The organism is Pseudomonas sp. TE12234, from assembly GCF_054061835.1.
In genome coordinates this window covers 67,262-84,121 of the sequence record NZ_JBSSEP010000022.1, presented here as the reverse complement: position 1 = coordinate 84,121, position 16,860 = coordinate 67,262, and the positions used below count along the sequence as shown (strand labels likewise).

Genomic DNA, 16,860 nt, shown 5'->3' with positions numbered 1-16,860 from the left:
GGTGGCTTTGGCAGCGCCCTAGCCTCGCTTCGCATAACAATAGCCAAAGCGAAAACACCATGACCGCCCTGCACCTGAAATGCCAGACACTGTTCGACGGCACTGGCCTGGAAACACGCCAGCAGCAAACGCTGGTCGTAGAAAACGGCCTGCTCAGTTACGTCGGTCCGACGGCGACCGCGCCCCAGCCACAGCCCGGTGATACCCAGGTGGACGCGGGCGACAACTTTGTCATGCCGGGGCTGGTAGATGTGCACACCCACCTGGCGTTCGGTAACGCACAAAGTGAAGAAGACATCGATCTGTGGACCAGCGACGAATTCCGCGCGTTGCGCGGCATGTTCTTCGCGCAACACGTGCTGGCGGCAGGCGTCACCAGCATGGTCTGCCCCGGCGACAGCGGTCAGCTCAGTATCGCGGTGCGCAATGCCATTACCGCCGGTTTGTTCGAAGGGCCGCGCATTGCTGCCAGCAGCCGGGTGATCACCAATCGACAGAGTCTCAACGACTGGTTCCCGAGCCGGGTCGGCGCTCCTGAGTACTTCACCGCGCAACTGGTCACCAGCCGCAGCGATGCACTGGCGGAAATCCGTAAACAGGCCAAGGACGGCGTTGACCTGATCAAGATCGCCATGGACGGCACCCACCGCCGCCCGAACGGCGACATCATCGCCGCCTTCACCGCCGAAGAAACCCGAGAGATGGTCGAAGAAGCCCATCGCCTGGGCTGCAAAGTGGCCACCCACGCCTATGGTCGCGAAGCCGTGATGTACGCGGCCCGCGCCGGGGTTGATCTGGTGTTTCATGCCTTCTACATGGACGATGCGTGCATTGAGGCCTTGCTCGACGCCGGCAGCATCCTCGCGCCGACCATGACCTTCCCGCAAAACACCGTGGACTTCTGCCAGCCTCACGATCCGGCCATCAGCACCGGATACGCCGGCTACTGCGCACGCACCCTGGAAGTCGGCTCGGCGGTGCTCAAGCGGGCCAAGGCCGCCGGTGTGCCGTTCGCCTGTGGCAGTGACAGCGGTTTCGCCGTGACGCCCTACGGCGAGTGGCACGCCCGTGAACTGGAACTGCTGGTCACTCGCCTGGGCTTCACTCCGGCAGAAGCGCTGTACGCCGCTACCGCCGTCGGCGCGCGCTGCATGCCACGGGGGGAGACCCTCGGCAGCCTCGAAGTGGGCAAGCAGGCAGACTTCCTCTTGCTCGACGGATCGCCGTTGCACGACATCCGCATTCTGCAGGACCGTTCGCGCCTCAAGGCCGTGTACAAGGCCGGCCAGCCGGTGCGCATGGACCGTAGCCCCTACAACCCCAAGCAAGTGTCCGATTTCAATTCGCTGAAATGGACCGACCTTTACACCCGCGACCGCGTTGCCCAGCTAGGCAAGTGGGCCCTGTGAGGACCGACACCATGCAACGACTCGATTTGCTCACCGCCACCCGGATCGCCAGCCACGCCATCGGCCATGCCCGAGAAACCGGGTTCAAACCCTTGGCTGTCGCCGTCCTGGACGCCGCCGGTCATCCGCTGGCGGTCTTGCGCGACGAACACGCCAGCTTCCTTCGCCCACAAATCGCCACCGGCAAGGCACGCGGATGCCTGGGCATGGGTTTTGGCGGGCGGGAGTTGGCGCGACGCGCGCAAGCGATGCCAGCGTTTTTCGACGCCATAAACAGCCTGACCGGCGGTGAAGTCATTCCCGTAGCCGGCGGTGTCCTGATTCGCAATGCCGAGGGCTGGATCCTCGGTGCGATCGGCATCAGCGGCGACACGTCGGACAATGACGAACGGTGCGCCTTGCAGGCAATCGACCAGGCCGGGCTGGTGGCGGATCACGGGGATCAGCCCGCAGGCTGATCCACCTGGTCATGATCAAGCCATGCGGCCTGCTCCAGCAAGAGGCCGCGAAACCACAGCATGGCCGGATCGCGTTCTTGATAGGGGTGCCATTGCAGCACTTGCACGGCGTCGGGAAAAGCCAGCGGTGCGGGGTGGATACGCAGCCCATAGTGCTCGGCAAAACGCCGGGCCTGGCGGCGAAACACGGTAGCGATCCGCGCGGTGCCGACGATAAATTCCGGCATCAACACGAAGCTTTCGAGGGCCACCGCCACTCGCCGTTGAATACCCAGCTCGTGCAGGTGCACCGCGTCCATCGCCAGATTCTGGCCATCGGCAAACTCACGCACCACATGCTCCGCCTCGCAATAGCTGGCCAGGCTCAGGCCGTCGGCGAACCGCGCCTGACGCGCGCAGACGATGCAGCAAAGCTGGTCACTCATTAACGGTACATGGGGGTAAGCCGGGTTCAACCGGCGCTGCGGCACGATCACACAATCACTGCGCCGGTAATCGAGCGCTTCGCTGACCACATCGCCGTCACGCGGCACCGGCAGGTCCCGCAGCGTCAGGCGCACGCCAGGGGCGATGCGTGCCAGCTCAAGACTGACCGCCGGCAGCAGCACCCCCGCCACGTAATCGGAGGCCACTAGTGTGAAGTGCCGCGTACAACGGGCCGGGTCAAAGTTGACCGGCGCATCGACAATCTCCCGGGTCAATGCCAGCGCTTCGCGCACTTTGGGCAGCAGCTCCAACCCTAATGCAGTGGGTTCCAGACGCCGCCCGACCTGAACCAGCAACGGATCATTGAAATGCTCACGCAAACGTCCTAGCGCCGAGCTGGTTGCCGACTGGCCCAGGCACAAACGTTCCGCGGCCCGGCTGACGCTGCACTCGCTGAGCAAGGCATCCAGGGCAACCAGCAGGTTAAGGTCGAGACGTCGATACCGCATGCGGTTCCCGTTACAGGTTGAATTTGAGGGGCAAGTTGCAACCTTAACGAGTCGGGCATGGGTGCACCAATCGCGTGAGTCGTTGCCAGATATCGCCAATCGAGATACCCGCTGGCGCCATAGCGCGGTGCAACATCGGCGCTCTCTGAAAAATCCCCCCAAACGCTTACAATCGCCCCCTTCACCGCAAATCAGCAGGCAACAAGGTTATGGCGCTCGACCCTCCTACGATGTTGACAATCTCGATCGCCCTCGCGGCGGCCGCCGCCCTGTATCTGGCGGTCGAGTGGCGCAGCATCCGTGAATCTTCGCTGCTGTTCTGGAGCGCGGGCTTCGCCACGATCACCGTGGGATCGACGCTCGCCTTGCTGCGCATGAGTGGCCTTTTGTTGATTGGCATCTGGTTTGCCAACGGCCTGCTGGTCATGGCCCACTGGCTGTTCCTGCTGGGCGTCGCGCGCTTCACCCGGATACGTCTGTCCCGCGCCTGGTGGCTGATCGTCGTCGCCTGGTTTGCGCTGCTGGCACTGCCGGACGACCCCTCGTGGTCGAAGATCATGCTGGTGGCCAATTCGTTGCTGGTGGCGCTGCCGACGCTTCGCGCCAGTTTGCTCCTGCGCCCCCATGGCAAGTCATTGAGCGTGGGCGCAGTGCAGCTGCGCTATGTGCTGCTGGTCCACGGTTTGTTCTATCTGGCCAAGGCCATCTCGGTGGTTATTCCGGGCACGCTGATCGATCTTGCGTCTCTGCGTGGCGAGATCATTCAGATTTCACTGGTCGAAGGCGCCATGGCGATCATGCTGATCGCCCTCTCGATGACCGGGACCGAGCGCCATCGACGCGAGGAACAGATCGCACGGCTGGCCGCCCATGATCCCTTGACGGCCCTGTACAACCGTCGCGCCCTCGAAGTGCGCGCACCGCGCCTGTTGGCAGAAGTCTCGAGCACTCGCCCGGGCGCCCTGCTGCTGATTGATATCGACAACTTCAAACTGGTCAATGATCTCTACGGTCATACCGCCGGCGACCGCCTGCTCGTCGCCTTGAGCGAGATGATTCGTGCGGTATTGCCGCAGGGGGCACTGGCGGCCCGGCTGGGTGGAGACGAGTTCGTGATCCTGCTGAACAACGCGTCGAATGAGCGCATCGTGGAGTTGGGCAATACCCTGCGCGACCGCTTTCACAGCACGGCCTCACAAACCTTCGTCACGCCCGAAGCGGTGACCCTGAGCATCGGCGCCGACCTGTTCGACCATCCGCCCTCCAGCCTGGCGGCCTTGATCGAACAAGGCGATGCGGCGCTCTACGAGTCCAAGCGCGGCGGACGAGACAGCATCCGCCTTGTGGATCGAACCCTGCCGGTCACGAGCCCGGCAGTAGGCCCTTGACGGCCGGGCTCAGGCCACTTGCATCAGCTTCGCATAAGCCTGCAGGTGGTGATCATCGTCACCGAACTGGCGAGCAACCATCAGCAGATGCTTGGCATGGTGCGACAACATGTACTCCCAGGTCAGGCCGATCCCGCCATGCAACTGGATGCCCTGGTCCGCGACAAAACGGCTGGCGCGGCTGACGATGAACTTGGCCGCCGCGAGGAGGCGGCTGCGCTCGTGACTGTCCTCCTGATCCGCCACACAGGCGGCCAGTAGCGTCATGGACGTGGCCTGATCCAGCTCCATGCGCATATCGACCATCCGGTGTTGCAACACCTGGAACTTGCCGATCGGCTGGCCAAATTGCTGACGGGTTTTCAGGTAGTCGAGGGTCAAGGCGCACGCGGCCTCCATACTGCCCACGGCTTCAGCGCATTGCGCGGCGATGCAACGACCCTGCTGGTAACGAAGCGCCGGCAGGGCCTGCCCCACTGAACCCAAAACCGCGTCGCACTTGACGAACACCTCATCGAGGTACAGCTCACAGGCCTTGCGTCCGTCCATGGTTGCGAACGTACGGCGGCGCACGCCGTTGTGCTGTGGATCGACCAAAAACAGGCTGATGCCCTGCTCGTCACGGGTGCCGTGGCCCGTACGCGCCGAGACCAGGATCAAACCGGCGCTCTGGCCGCCAATGACGACCGACTTGCGACCGTTGAGCTTCCAGCCTCCCGTCACCGCCACGGCAGTGGTCTGCACGTCATGCAACTGGTAATGACTCTGGGGTTCATCCACGGCGACCGCCATCTGTAAACTGGCGCTGCCCAGTTGCGCGAGCAGCCTTTCTTTCTGTACTTCAGTGCCCAATTGGCTGATCAGGCCACCGGCGAAAATCACCGAATGCAGATAGGGTTCCAGGCACAGGCCACGACCCAGCTCGGTCATGATCAGCATGTTTTCCACGCCACTGCCGCCAAATCCGCCATACGCCTCGGCGAAGGGCACGGCGCAAAGGCCCAGGTCTCCCAGTTGCTGCATGAACGCGCGGCTGAAACCGGGCTCGCTTTGGCTGAACGCTTCGCGCTGTTCGAAACCGTAGGTGTCACGCACCAACCTGGCGGCGGTGTCTTGCAGCATCAGCTGCTCTTCTGTCAGTTGGAAATCCATGGTGGCCCCTTACAGTTCGAGAATCATTTTCGCGATGATGTTCTTCTGGATCTCGTTGGCCCCACCGTAGATCGAGGCCTTGCGCGCATCCAGATACTGATAGGTGGCCGCGCTGCTGTAGTCGGTGTACAGCAACGCCTCGCTGCCGTAACCCAGCTCATCCTCGATGAACGGCAAGGCATAGGGCCCTACTGCTTTGCTGATCAACCAGGTGATCGCCTGACGAATCTCGGTGCCCTTGATCTTCAGGAACGAACTCTCCGCGCCCGGTACGCCGCCATCGCGAACCGCCGCCAGGGTCCGCAGGCTGCTCATTTCAGCGGCCATCAACTGCATTTCGACTTCGGCGATCTGTGCCCGAAACAGTGGGTCGTCGATCAATGGCCGACCATCGCGCCGTTCTTCGCTGGCCATGCGTTTGAGACGGCTGAGCAGCGCCTTGTTGTGCGCAATACCGCCAATGCTGGTGCGTTCATGGGTCAGCAAATACTTGGCGCAGGTCCAGCCCTGATTTTCCTCGCCGACCAGGTTGTCCACCGGCACCCGCACGTTGTCGAAGAACACTTCGTTGACTTCATGCTCGCCGTCGAGGGTGATGATCGGCCGCACGGTGATGCCCGGGGTCTTCATATCCAGCAGCAGAAAGGAAATACCGCGCTGCTGCCGGGCATCCGGGTCGGTGCGTACCAGACAGAACATCCAGTCGGCATAGTGCGCATACGTGGTCCAGGTCTTCTGCCCGTTGACCACATAGTGATCGCCCTCGCGTACCGCGCGGGTTTTCAACGACGACAGATCGGAGCCCGCGCCCGGTTCGGAGTAACCCTGGCACCACCAGTCATCACAGGTAAGGATGCGCGGCAGAAACCTTGCTTTCTGCTCGGCCGTGCCGAATTTGATGATGACCGGGGCGACCATCTTCAGCCCAAACGACACCACTTTCGGCGCGCCGGCGGCAAAGCATTCCTCGTCGAAAATATGCTTTTGCACATCGTTCCAACCGGTACCACCGAACTCGACAGGCCAGCCTGGGGCCAGCCAGCCTTGCCGGTTGAGTGTGCGCATCCATAGCACTTGATGCTCTTTACTCAAGCGTTTGCCCTGGGAAATGCGCTCGGCGAATTCGCTCGGCAAGTTGTCGCGCAGCCAGCCACGAACATCCTCGCGAAAGGCGCGCTCGTCCGCTGTGAAATCAATGTCCATCAATGAACTCCAAAAACGCAAGGGTGAGCAGGTACTCGAATACTGCTGAAACCCTGTAGGAGCGAGCTTGCTCGCGAAAAACCCGAGAACGCTGCGCAGTGTCAGGCTGCCAGCGTTTTCGTTGACAACCATCGCGAGCGAGCTCGCTCCTACAAGGGCCGTTAAGGGGCTTACTCGTCGAAGATGATCACCGAGCGCGCCAGCTCGCCACGACGCAGCTCATCGAACGCATCGTTGATCTGTTCCAGCTTGATGCGCTGGGAAATCATTTCGTCGAGCTTGAGCTTGCCGGCCATGTAGAAGTCCACCAGGCGCGGCATGTCCACCGGGAAGCGGTTGGAGCCCATCAGCGAGCCCTGGATACGGCGTTCGTGCAGCAGTTGCAGCGGGTCCAGCTCGATTTTCAGGCCGGGCTTGAGCATGCCGATCACGGTGGCGGTGCCGCCGCGCGCCAGCATGGCGAACGCTTGCTCGGCGGTTTGCTTGAGGCCGATGCATTCGAAAGCGTGGTGCACACCGCCACGGGTCAGTTCCATCACTTGTTTGGCGGCATCGCCATCCTTGCCATTGATCAGGTCGGTGGCACCGAACTGCCTGGCCAATTCCAGTTTCGAATCGAGCATGTCGATGGCGATGATCCGCCCTGCCCCGGCCAGCGCCGCGCCGTTGATGGCCGCCAGGCCGATACCGCCGCAACCAATGACCGCCACGGTTTCGCCCGGGCGCACTTTGGCAGTGTTGAATACCGCGCCGGTACCGGTCGTCACAGCGCAACCGAGCAGCGCCGCCCGGTCCAGCGGCATGTCGCGACGGATCGCAACGCAGGCGTTTTCGTGCACCAGCATCTGCTCGGCAAAGCCGGACAGGTTGACGAACTGAGGGATCGGCTTTTGCACGTAGGTCAGGCGCGATTCCTCGTCCTTGCCACGCTTGGTTTCCGGCGACACGCAGCGCGCCAGATGGCCGGTCACACAGTGATCGCAGTGGCCGCAGAACACGGTCAGGCAGGTCACCACATGATCGCCCGGCTTGACCGAGCGCACTTCGGAACCGACCTGTTCGACCACGCCGGCCGCTTCATGGCCCAGTACCAGCGGCCCCGGGTACGGGAACGAACCGTCGATGACATGCAGGTCAGAATGGCAGACACCAACCGCTTTGGTGCGGATCAGCACTTCACGGGGGCCGGGTTTGCTGATGCCCACTTCTTCAATGACCAGCGGGGCTCCAACCTGGTGGAATACGGCAGCTTTCATGGCAGTTCTCTCAAGAATGAATGGGGGTTCAGGCCGGATTGGGCACGTTGCGCAGTACGGCTTTGGCGTGGCTGAAGGTGCGGAAGCCATCGATGCCGTGATAGGCACCCATGCCGCTCTGGCCGACGCCGCCGAACGGCAGGCCTTCGGTACTGGCATGGCTCAATACGCCGTTGAGGGTCACGCCGCCGGAACAGGTACGGGTCAGCACCAAAGCTTCTTCGGCGGCATCGTTGCCGAAGTAGTACAGGGCCAACGGGCGCGGCCGCGCGTTGATCAGGGCAATCACCTCGTCGATGGTGTCGTAGGGTTTGATTGGCAGCAGCGGGCCGAAAATCTCGTCCTGCATCACTTGCAGATCGTTGCCAGGGTCGCGCAGCAGGGTCGGCACAATCTTGTTGAGCTTGCCGTCGCTGAAATCTTCCGCGGCCGCGTTCAGTTCGATCAGCTCGACACCGGCCTCGCGCGCTTCGCTCAGGTAACCCAGCAAGCGTTCGTAGTGACGGCTGTTAATGATCGAGGTGTAGTCGGGATTGTCCTTGAGCGTCGGCAGGAAGCCGGCGACCACCGCCTTGGCGATGGCGATGAAGGTATCCACCGACTCCCGTGGCACGAACACGTAGTCCGGCGCGACGCACAGCTGACCGGCGTTGAGCAGCTTGCCGACGACCGTCTTGGCCACCGCATCCTTGAAGTCCGCGGTGCGGGAAATGATGGTCGGCGACTTGCCGCCCAGTTCCAGGGTCACCGGCACCAGGTTTTCCGCCGCTGCGCGCAATACGTGCTTGCCGATGCTGGTGGCGCCGGTGAACAGCAGGTGATCGAACGGCTGGCCGCAAAACGCCTGGCCGACGTCTGCACCGCCCAGCACCACCGCTACCTCGTCTTCGGCATAGACCGAGCGGATCAGTCCCGCGATCAGGGCCGAGGTATGCGGGGTGAATTCCGAGGGTTTGATCATCACCCGGTTGCCGGCGGCCAGGGCACCGGCAAGGCCGCTGAACACCATGTAGCCAGGGACGTTCCAGGCGGTCACGATACCGACCACACCGAGCGGCTGGTATTGAACCCAGGCTTCACCGGCCCTGGCCTGACGTTTTTCCGGGCGCATCCACTCGGCCAGTTCGGCCTTGGTCTGCTTGAGGGTGGCCAGCGGCGACAGCACCTCACTGCCCTTCGAGAATCCAGGGCTGCGATGGCCGAAGTCCGCCGTCAGGGCGTCGATGATTTCCTGTTCGTGGTTGACCAGCAAGCTGATCGCCCGATCGAGCAGCTCTCCGCGTTGCCCGGCCGTCCAGGGCTCATTGGCCAGGAAGGCCGTCCGCTGTTTTTCCAGAACCGTGCGGATGTCCGTGCTCGTCCAACTCTCGATGGCGCTCATCTATACCTCTCTTGTTGTTGTCTGGACGCCACCGCGATTGCGCAGCACTGCGTCAGGGCTGCCTGCATGGTTGATCATCGGTCGCGCCGCGCCGCCACCCGGATCAGGTGGGTGGCGTTTTCAGCCGATCGGTTCAGGCCAGGATGCCCATCGCCTTGGCACTGTTGATGGCCTGGGTTCGACGGCAGGCGCCGAGCTTGACGTTGATGTTCTTGGCGTGGGTCTTGACGGTATTGACCGAAATGAACAGGCGATGGCCGACTTCGCGCACCGACATGCCTTCGGCCAGCAACTTGAGTACCGACACTTCGCGGGGTGTCAGGCCGTCCTGGTAATCCGGCACGCCACTGACATGCGCCACCGGGGATTTGTCGCTGTCGGTCTCGCATTCCCGGGACAGGTTGCGGGCTTTTTGCAGGGCGATCGGACTCTGGTAACACGCACGGTCGATCTTGCCCCAGTGCATGCGCCGCTCGGCCTCGTGCAGCAGCAGATGCGCCTTTTCGACCTCATCGTTGCGCGAAGCGATCTCGGACAACAGCAGGTAGGCGTTGAGCACGAACGGCGCACAACAGTCGCGTACTTGCAAAAGCCCGTCCTGCACCACTCGCCGGGCTTCTTCGATTTGACCTTGCTGTAACAGCAGCTCGCCTTGCAGGAACATCAGGCGACCGAGCAGTGGATAAGGCTGAGTCCTGCTGCCCGTCAGTTGCGAAAGCTCGGTTCGCAACAGCGATTGGGCCAATCCCGACTGCCCTTGAAGCAGCATCAAGCGCACCCGGTCAGTGTTCACCAGTACCTCGGCCTCCCGACTGCCCTGGCGCCGCGCCAGCTCCAGGGAATGCTCCAGCAACACTTGGGCTTCGTTCAGCTCGCCGGTGTTCATGGCGATGCGCGCCAGGGTGCAGTGGCACAGCAGCACCGACAGCCAGTCTTGTGCGGGCAGGTAACGCAGGGCGGCATGGCAATGCAGACGCGCCTGTTCGGCATGGCCGCGTAACGCCTGCAAGGTCCCATGCAACGCCTGCCAGTTCGCCAGCAAACGCTGACTGCGATGCGGATCCGGCAGTGGCAGGAAATGCCCGAGGCGTTGCAGACACTCCTCGGCTTCATCCAGGCGGCCACTGAACAGCAACGCCTTGGCGCACAAATAGATCAACCGCGAACTGCTCTGGAGCAATTGCGGTTCGATGCGTTCGCGCCAGTCCAGGAAGCGGTCCAGATGCCGCTCGCTCAGAATCCAGCTCAGCCACAACCGCTCCATGTAGTTCGCGGCCACCTCAGGCTGATCGGCACTGAGCGCCTGCTCGACCGCATCATCGACTTGCCCCAGCACACTGAGCAACTGGCAGGCGCGCAAGCGCAGCCGATTCAACGGCGCGCCGCTCAAGCGGTCTTGCAGCGCCTGCGCCACCGCCGGCAACACGCGAAACCAGCCGGGCTGATGATCGATCGGAACCAGAAACGCCTGGGCGTCGAGCAGGCTCTTGAACACCCTGGCGCCCTGCTGTTCTTCCCAGAGTTGCTCGCAAAGGTCGGCGCTGGCCTTGGACAAATGGGCCAGGCCGAAGAGGACCTCACACTGTTCTTCGCTCAGGCGCGACAACAGTTCACGTTCGAGGTAGGGGCCGAGTAATGCCGTGGGCAGCAAACGAACCCCGGCGCACCAGCCGGCCGTTTGATGCCACAACTTTTCCCGCGAGGCAGTGTCCGCAGCAGGCGCCAGCAGATTGACCAGCGACTCGAACTCATCAGGGCGCAGGGCCAGTTGCCGGGCATCCAGCTCGAGCAATTCGCCTTTGAGCATCAGCTGCGGCAGGTTCCATTCGGGACGCTGGCGGCAGGTGACCAGCACTTGCAATTGCGGGTTGTCGAGGGACAGGAGCTGGTCGAACCAGTGGTTCAGGTCGGCCGGCATCTCAGGGGGCAAATCATCGAAGACCAGGCGAAGCGGGCCGGCAGTTACAGGTTCATTGCCAGGGAAGGCCTCATCGCGGGCAAGCCCGCTCCCACAAGGGAATGCGGTCGACCGGGGGAGCGGCGATGGGCCAGTCACCCAATCCCTTGTGTCTATCAATGTCAGAAAGGCATCGGGTGCTGTATCAGGTGCCAGGCCCAGGGCATCAGCCAGCATCAAGCACAAGGATTCCAGCGTCTGCGCTTGGCCGCCAAGACTCACCCAGACCACCCGCCCGGGCGCAGCCAAGTCCCGCAAATACTCGCGCAATAACGCTGTTTTTCCGTAACCGGCAGGGGCGCAAAGCAGTTGCAAGCGGCGCTGCTCGCGCTTGAGTACGTCGCACAGATGCGGCCGTGGCACAAACATGGCGGACCTCGCTGATGGTGTGTGGATGCCATCATTGGGCGAGACCGCCGCCAGCGCGCCACCCGCATCAGGTGGTAGCCGACGGAACGCACAACGCCCTGCGAACAGGGCGTTGGGTCAAGCGGGGACAAAGGCTCAGCGGATGCCGGCGTTACGCAGCGCCGATGGCGTGAAGTCGGTCATCTTCGCCGTCATGCCATAGGTGGTTGCATGCTTGGCCTCGTTGGTCATTGCCAGCACGTTGTAGCGACCGGCGATCAAGTCGTAGATGCCGAGCATGGCGAAGTTGGAGGCGCCGCGCTCGTAGTCGTTGAGCGCATAACCCTCCGCCACTCGCCACAGCTGACCACGGCCGTCGTAGTGATCGACCTCGGCCAGTTGCCAGGTGTCTTCGTCGAAGTACATGTCACGCTTGGCATACACGTGACGCTGGCCCGGCTTCAAGGTCGCCTCGACGTGCCACACGCGGTGCAGCTCATAACGGGTCAGGTCCTGGTTGATGTGCCCCGGCTTGATGATGTCGTCGTACTTGAGCTTCGGCGACTGCAACCGATAGTTGTTGTACGGGATCAACAGCTCCTTTTTGCCGACCAGTTTCCAGTCATAGCGATCCGGCGCGCCGTTCATCATGTCGGTGTTGTCGGCGGTCCGCATGCCGTCGGAACCGTTACCCGGGCCATCGTAAGCCACCTGCGGTGCGCGGCGCACGCGGCGTTGACCGGCGTTGTAGACCCACGCCAGACGCGGCTCCTTGACCTGGTCGATGGTCTCGTGGATCAGGATCACACTGCCGGCCATGCGCGAAGGCGCGGTGATTTCCTGTTTGTAGTAGTACAGAACGTTGTCGCCCTGCCCGGCTTCGACGCCTTCCATCAGCTGCGGGAACGCCAGCTTGTCGTCGTACTCGACGATGGAATACGAGCCGTTGGTCTGCGGTGCCGCCTGCGCCGCCTGGCGCTCCATGTTGCCGCCGCGATAACGGTTGGTGTGGTTCCAGTAAACCTCGACGCCGTTCTTCGGAATCGGGAACGGGTAGTAGCGGGTTTGCGCGAAGTTCAGCAGGCCATTGCCGTCAGGGGTCAGTTCAGTGGTCACCGCACTTTTCCTGGCGATGTCATAGATGTTCTGTGGCGAAGCTGCCGTGCGATGGGTCTTGTACACCGGGATCTTGTAGCTGTCAGGGTAGCGCTTGAACATCGCCAGTTGACCCGGTGTCAGCTTGTCCTTGTACTGCTCGGCATTGGCCGCGGTGATCACGACCTCTGGCTTCTCGCCGGCAAACGGATCGCCCAGAAAGCCATTGTCGAGCGGTGCCGCACCCGGCTTCAGACCACCGGTCCAGGCCGGGATGCTGCCGTTGGCATTGCCCTCTTTCTGAGCGCCCAGGGGCGTCAGCGTGGTGCCCAACTGAGCGGCCTCCTGGGGCGTGACGGCAGCCATGACGCCGCTGGCCAGCAGCGAGAGACTCAGTGCGCCAGCGCGCAGGATAAAACGTGCGTTCATGTTCAGGATCCTCTGGCAACGTTGCATCAGAAATTCACGCCGAAGCTGAGCGCGACGTAGTCGCGGTCGACGTTGGTGTTGAAATCGCCACCGAAGTAATTGGTGTAACTCAGGCTGGCGGTGTAGGTGTTCTGGTAATCGGCGTCGACACCCAGGCTGACGGCTTTTGAACCTTCATCGAAGTTCGGGCCATAACCCTCGACGTCATGGGACCAGGCGATGTTGGGCGACAGGTTGATGCCGGCGAACACGTTCGGGTAATCCAGCTTGCCGCGCAGGCGATAGCCCCAGCTGTTGCTGGTGTAGAAACCATCGTCGTTGCATTCCTGCGCCGGGTTGCTCGCCGTCGGCGTGCCCGCAGCGGTACCGCGACAGGTGGCTGCACCGGCAACGCCCGGCAGTTCACCGGAGCCGAACGCAGGGCTGCGACCGAAGCGCAGGTCCGTGCCATCCGCCTTGCCCAGGCCACTGATGTGGTTGTAACCGACCTCGCCCACCAGGGTCAGACGACTGGCGCCGAGCACCTGATCGAAGAACTGGGTGGCGGTCACTTGCGCCTGGGTCACCGGCATACGCTTGTAGCCGTTGACCTCGGCGCCCAGGTTGCGGCCGGCGAAGCCGGTGGTGATCAGCGGCGAGGTCGCGCCGAAGGTCGCGGCGGACAACAGGTCAGCCGTGTTCAGCTGCAGCGGCATGTTCGGTCGGTAGCTGACTTCGCCACCCAGTGCCACGCCCTCGACGTTGGTCTGGAAGCTCAGCCCGTACAGATGAATGTCTTCCGGATAATCGATGAAGTAACGGGCACTGCGCGCCGAGGCCAGGCCACCGGCCGGGTTGCTCATCTGCGTGATGCTCAGGTAGGGGTTGCGGCTGTGGTAGTTCATCGCGTAGGCGCCGAACTCGGTGTCGTTGGCCTCCGGCACATACCAGCGCAGCGCCAGGCCATACTGACCACTGTTGCGTGCATCGTTGTCGTTCAGGCGCGGGATGAAGGCGTCATCGGTACCGGCTGCGATGGCGGCCAGACCGCCCGTGTTTTTCGCGGCACCCGGCGGCAGGTCCTGACCGGCGATGACCAGACGGTCATCACAACCTTGGGCTATGCCGTCGCTGCCGAAGAACGTGCCGCAGTTGTCGACCACCGATTTATCCCACTGCAGCTGATAAAAGCCCTCTGCCGTGATGTTGTCCGCCAGGCCCTGGGACACGTAGAGCAAGTTGACCGGAATCAGGCCTTCCTTCACTTCCGCGCCAGGACGACGCAAGGCGGCGACGTCGACCGGGTTGATGCTGTTGATCGAGTTGCCGATGAACGTACTCTCGCCCCAGCTCACCACTTGCTTGCCCAGGCGCACGTTGCCGACCTGATCGCCGATGGTGTAGTTGTGGTACACGAAGCTGTCGAGGAACATCGCCCCGGACGATCTCGCCGCGCGATCACGACCGCTGTCATTGATGTCGTAGAACGGACGGCTCTCGTCCATCAACTCAAAGTCATACCAATACTTGCCGCGTACGAAGGCGCCGCTGTCGCCGTACTTCAGCTCCAGGTCATGCACACCCTTGAAGATCTTCGAGAAGGTTTCACCTTTCTTGAAGTTCAATCGGTTGTCATCGGTGGTGCGCGAAGCGGACTCGCCCCCGGTTACGCCCTGGGAGTTGAAGTTGGAAATGAACTGTTTGTCCGGGTTTGCCGCGGACCAACTGGCACCGATCGACAGCGACGAGTCAAACTTCCCTTCAATTTCCCCGATATTGAAATCGACTGCGTGAGCCTGGTTGCTCGCACAAGTCGCAATGATTACAGCTACGGCCAGCAGACTTGGCTGGAAGACTCCGCGCATTGTTGTTTTTGTCATGCGGTTTCCCCGGTTAAGGATGACGTGGTGAGAGCCCATGCTAGCGAGGCTCCCGGGATGCCCTCACACCCGAATGGGTGATTTGGAGGGCGTGTTTTTTTTCGGTTTTTGTTGCGGTGTAACAGCCCGATCAGAGAGGCGCTCAACGGGCGTTACGCGTGGTGACACTTACCCTGTGAAAGTCGCGGGTCGCTTCTCGATGAACGCCGCCACGGCTTCGCGGTGATCCGCGGTCTGGTGCGACAGCACCTGAAAAGTCGCGGACATTTCCAGCAGCGTGTCGAGTCGCGTGTGCAAGGCTTCGCGTAACAGGCGCTTGGCCAGACGCACGGCATGGGGCGGGTTGGCCGCAATCGCCGCGGCGATTTCCCGGGCACTGTCCAGCAGCTGTTCGGCCGGTACGACGCGGGACACCAGGTTCCATTGCTCGGCCTGGCGGGCCTCGATCATTTGTCCGGTCAGGGTCAATTCGGTAGCCCGCGACAAACCGATGATGCGCGGTAACAACCACGCCCCACCGTCGCCGGGAATGATCCCCAGCTTGACGAAGCTTTCGGCAAACTTCGCCTGCTCGGAGGCCACACGGATGTCGCACATGCAGGCCAGGTCGAGACCGGCACCGATGGCCGCGCCATTGACGGCCGCGATGACCGGCACCTCCAGATTGAACAGCGCCAGCGGCAAACGCTGAATGCCGGTGCGGTACTCCTGACGTAACGCCATGCCCGACATCTGCGCGTAGCGGTCCATGTCGCGCACATTGCCACCGGAGCAGAACGCGCTGCCGGCACCGGTGATGATGACGGCGCGAACACTGCTGTCGCGCTCGATCCGTTCGATGGCTTCAAGGAACTCGGGCACGGCGCTGTTGCCGGTCAGCGGGTTGCGTCGCTCGGGGTCGTTCATCGTCAGCGTGACGACATGCCCCTCTTGTTCGTACTTCAAAAAGTTGCTCATGGAAGGCGTCCTCAAGCGGGTTGTGACGGGATGACATTGCGCACGAATTCACTGGCGCCAACCTGTGGCTGCGCCAACAGCGCCTGACCAACGAGACCGTTCCAGTGCGTTTCCGAACCTTCGCTGACGCGCCACTCGTGCAGGCGTCGGGTGAACAGTTGCAGATCCAGCTCCTCCGTCACGCCGATGGCACCGAACAATGCGTGCGCCGTGGCGGTGACTTGCGGCACCGCCATGCTGGTGCGCGCCTTGGCGATGGCTGTCGCAAGCGCGTCGGGAACCGTAGCGTTGGAGGCGAAGGCCAGCTCGGCAGCGATGCGCGAAGCCGCCACCTGCTCAGCCATCACGCTGAGCTGATGCTGCACCGCCTGAAACTTGCCGATGGCCTTGCCGAACTGAACCCGGTCATTGCAGTACTCGAGGGTCATGTCGAGCGCCTTTTCCATCGCCCCGGCAATGGCCGCGGCATGAATGGCGGCGCTGAACAGACGAACCTCAGAACCATTGCTGCCCAGGGAAATCCCCTCGGCATCCTGCGGCCAATACAGCGTGGCGCACTGGCTGCCGTGGACACCGCTGCGCACGCGCTGCGCCTGACTGCAATCGAGCAACAGCAGCTCACCGCCCAGATTCACCAACGCGAAGTCGGCCAGGGCGCCATAGGCCATGCGCGGAGCGCACAAACGGCCATCGGCTTCCCGGTAAGCCGTGCCGGCCAGGCTCAGCATGCCGGTCGGTGGCGCATGCGGGCAGTCACGCATCAACGCCCGGGCGGCAATGCTCTGGGCGACCGGAAGCGGCAGGGCATGGCGTCCAAAGGCGAGGAAAATCGGGAACACCGCTGCCAGCGACAGCCCCGCTCCGTCGGCCACTTCCGGCGTCAGCAGCTCCAGAAAACCGCCGTCCTCCAGCTCACGCCACAACGCGCTGGCGCAGTCACCGTTTTCAACCGCGCGGACCTGTGCCGGAGTGCACAAGTCGGTCAGTATTTTCTCTATGGCTTCAGTGAACATGACGATCTTTTCCTATTCGA

At 62.5% G+C, this 16,860-nt stretch carries 13 protein-coding genes; 3 read left to right on the top strand and 10 right to left on the bottom strand.

Going from position 1 to position 16,860, the window contains the following annotated elements; translation table 11 throughout:
- The first annotated feature begins 59 nt into the window (after positions 1-59).
- A complete protein-coding gene (locus ACVWYU_RS26615; RefSeq protein ID WP_457374101.1) occupies positions 60-1,409 on the top strand; it encodes an amidohydrolase family protein in 1,350 nt (449 codons plus the stop codon).
- An 11-nt stretch (positions 1,410-1,420) separates the two neighbouring features.
- Positions 1,421-1,867, top strand: coding sequence for a GlcG/HbpS family heme-binding protein (locus tag ACVWYU_RS26610; RefSeq protein WP_457374100.1), 447 nt, complete (start codon positions 1,421-1,423; stop codon positions 1,865-1,867).
- Here ACVWYU_RS26610 and ACVWYU_RS26605 read toward each other — a convergent pair.
- On the bottom strand, positions 1,852-2,802 hold the full coding sequence (locus tag ACVWYU_RS26605; protein ID WP_457374099.1) for a LysR family transcriptional regulator: 951 nt from the start codon (positions 2,800-2,802) through the stop codon (positions 1,852-1,854). The two genes, ACVWYU_RS26610 and ACVWYU_RS26605, sit on opposite strands and share 16 nt — an antisense overlap.
- 209 nt (positions 2,803-3,011) lie before the next feature.
- Here ACVWYU_RS26605 and ACVWYU_RS26600 point away from each other — a divergent pair, with 209 nt between their 5' ends.
- Positions 3,012-4,190: a GGDEF domain-containing protein gene (locus tag ACVWYU_RS26600; RefSeq protein ID WP_457374098.1), complete on the top strand. Its 1,179-nt coding sequence runs from the start codon at positions 3,012-3,014 to the stop codon at positions 4,188-4,190.
- Positions 4,191-4,199: 9 nt separating this feature from the next.
- Here the strand turns inward: ACVWYU_RS26600 and ACVWYU_RS26595 are convergent, their stop codons facing one another.
- From ACVWYU_RS26595 to ACVWYU_RS26555, 9 genes are all read right to left on the bottom strand, one after another.
- Positions 4,200-5,342 (bottom strand): acyl-CoA dehydrogenase family protein, encoded by a 1,143-nt coding sequence (locus tag ACVWYU_RS26595; RefSeq protein WP_457374097.1) that lies wholly within the window; start codon positions 5,340-5,342, stop codon positions 4,200-4,202.
- Positions 5,343-5,351: 9 nt separating this feature from the next.
- Positions 5,352-6,545, bottom strand: coding sequence for an acyl-CoA dehydrogenase family protein (locus ACVWYU_RS26590; protein WP_457374096.1), 1,194 nt, complete (start codon positions 6,543-6,545; stop codon positions 5,352-5,354).
- A gap of 170 nt (positions 6,546-6,715) precedes the next feature.
- The gene (locus ACVWYU_RS26585) at positions 6,716-7,801 is read right to left on the bottom strand and encodes a Zn-dependent alcohol dehydrogenase (RefSeq protein ID WP_247254938.1); all 1,086 of its coding nucleotides are present in this window, start codon (positions 7,799-7,801) and stop codon (positions 6,716-6,718) included.
- Between the two features lie 28 nt (positions 7,802-7,829).
- Positions 7,830-9,182, bottom strand: coding sequence for a coniferyl aldehyde dehydrogenase (locus ACVWYU_RS26580; protein ID WP_457374095.1), 1,353 nt, complete (start codon positions 9,180-9,182; stop codon positions 7,830-7,832).
- Between the two features lie 133 nt (positions 9,183-9,315).
- Positions 9,316-11,508, bottom strand: a complete 2,193-nt coding sequence (locus tag ACVWYU_RS26575; RefSeq protein ID WP_457374094.1) for a LuxR C-terminal-related transcriptional regulator — start codon at positions 11,506-11,508, stop codon at positions 9,316-9,318.
- A gap of 135 nt (positions 11,509-11,643) precedes the next feature.
- A complete protein-coding gene (locus ACVWYU_RS26570; RefSeq protein WP_248916441.1) occupies positions 11,644-13,011 on the bottom strand; it encodes a DUF1329 domain-containing protein in 1,368 nt (455 codons plus the stop codon).
- Between the two features lie 26 nt (positions 13,012-13,037).
- Positions 13,038-14,870, bottom strand: coding sequence for a DUF1302 domain-containing protein (locus tag ACVWYU_RS26565; protein ID WP_457374093.1), 1,833 nt, complete (start codon positions 14,868-14,870; stop codon positions 13,038-13,040).
- 168 nt (positions 14,871-15,038) lie between these two features.
- Positions 15,039-15,827 carry a crotonase/enoyl-CoA hydratase family protein gene (locus tag ACVWYU_RS26560; protein WP_457374092.1) on the bottom strand — a complete coding sequence of 263 codons (789 nt, stop codon included), beginning with the start codon at positions 15,825-15,827 and terminating at the stop codon, positions 15,039-15,041.
- Between the two features lie 11 nt (positions 15,828-15,838).
- Complete coding sequence (locus ACVWYU_RS26555) at positions 15,839-16,840, bottom strand: acyl-CoA dehydrogenase family protein (protein ID WP_457374091.1); 1,002 nt, start codon at positions 16,838-16,840, stop codon at positions 15,839-15,841.
- Positions 16,841-16,860: the final 20 nt, after the last annotated feature.

What these genes read in the sequence shown, in the direction of transcription:
- ACVWYU_RS26615 (WP_457374101.1), top strand. Translation starts at nt 60, where the DNA reads ATGACCGCCCTGCACCTGAAATGCCAGACACTGTTCGACGGCACTGGC.
- ACVWYU_RS26610 (WP_457374100.1), top strand. Translation starts at nt 1,421, where the DNA reads ATGCAACGACTCGATTTGCTCACCGCCACCCGGATCGCCAGCCACGCC.
- ACVWYU_RS26605 (WP_457374099.1), bottom strand. Translation starts at nt 2,802, where the DNA reads ATGCGGTATCGACGTCTCGACCTTAACCTGCTGGTTGCCCTGGATGCC.
- ACVWYU_RS26600 (WP_457374098.1), top strand. Translation starts at nt 3,012, where the DNA reads ATGGCGCTCGACCCTCCTACGATGTTGACAATCTCGATCGCCCTCGCG.
- ACVWYU_RS26595 (WP_457374097.1), bottom strand. Translation starts at nt 5,342, where the DNA reads ATGGATTTCCAACTGACAGAAGAGCAGCTGATGCTGCAAGACACCGCC.
- ACVWYU_RS26590 (WP_457374096.1), bottom strand. Translation starts at nt 6,545, where the DNA reads ATGGACATTGATTTCACAGCGGACGAGCGCGCCTTTCGCGAGGATGTT.
- ACVWYU_RS26585 (WP_247254938.1), bottom strand. Translation starts at nt 7,801, where the DNA reads ATGAAAGCTGCCGTATTCCACCAGGTTGGAGCCCCGCTGGTCATTGAA.
- ACVWYU_RS26580 (WP_457374095.1), bottom strand. Translation starts at nt 9,182, where the DNA reads ATGAGCGCCATCGAGAGTTGGACGAGCACGGACATCCGCACGGTTCTG.
- ACVWYU_RS26575 (WP_457374094.1), bottom strand. Translation starts at nt 11,508, where the DNA reads ATGTTTGTGCCACGGCCGCATCTGTGCGACGTACTCAAGCGCGAGCAG.
- ACVWYU_RS26570 (WP_248916441.1), bottom strand. Translation starts at nt 13,011, where the DNA reads ATGAACGCACGTTTTATCCTGCGCGCTGGCGCACTGAGTCTCTCGCTG.
- ACVWYU_RS26565 (WP_457374093.1), bottom strand. Translation starts at nt 14,870, where the DNA reads ATGACAAAAACAACAATGCGCGGAGTCTTCCAGCCAAGTCTGCTGGCC.
- ACVWYU_RS26560 (WP_457374092.1), bottom strand. Translation starts at nt 15,827, where the DNA reads ATGAGCAACTTTTTGAAGTACGAACAAGAGGGGCATGTCGTCACGCTG.
- ACVWYU_RS26555 (WP_457374091.1), bottom strand. Translation starts at nt 16,840, where the DNA reads ATGTTCACTGAAGCCATAGAGAAAATACTGACCGACTTGTGCACTCCG.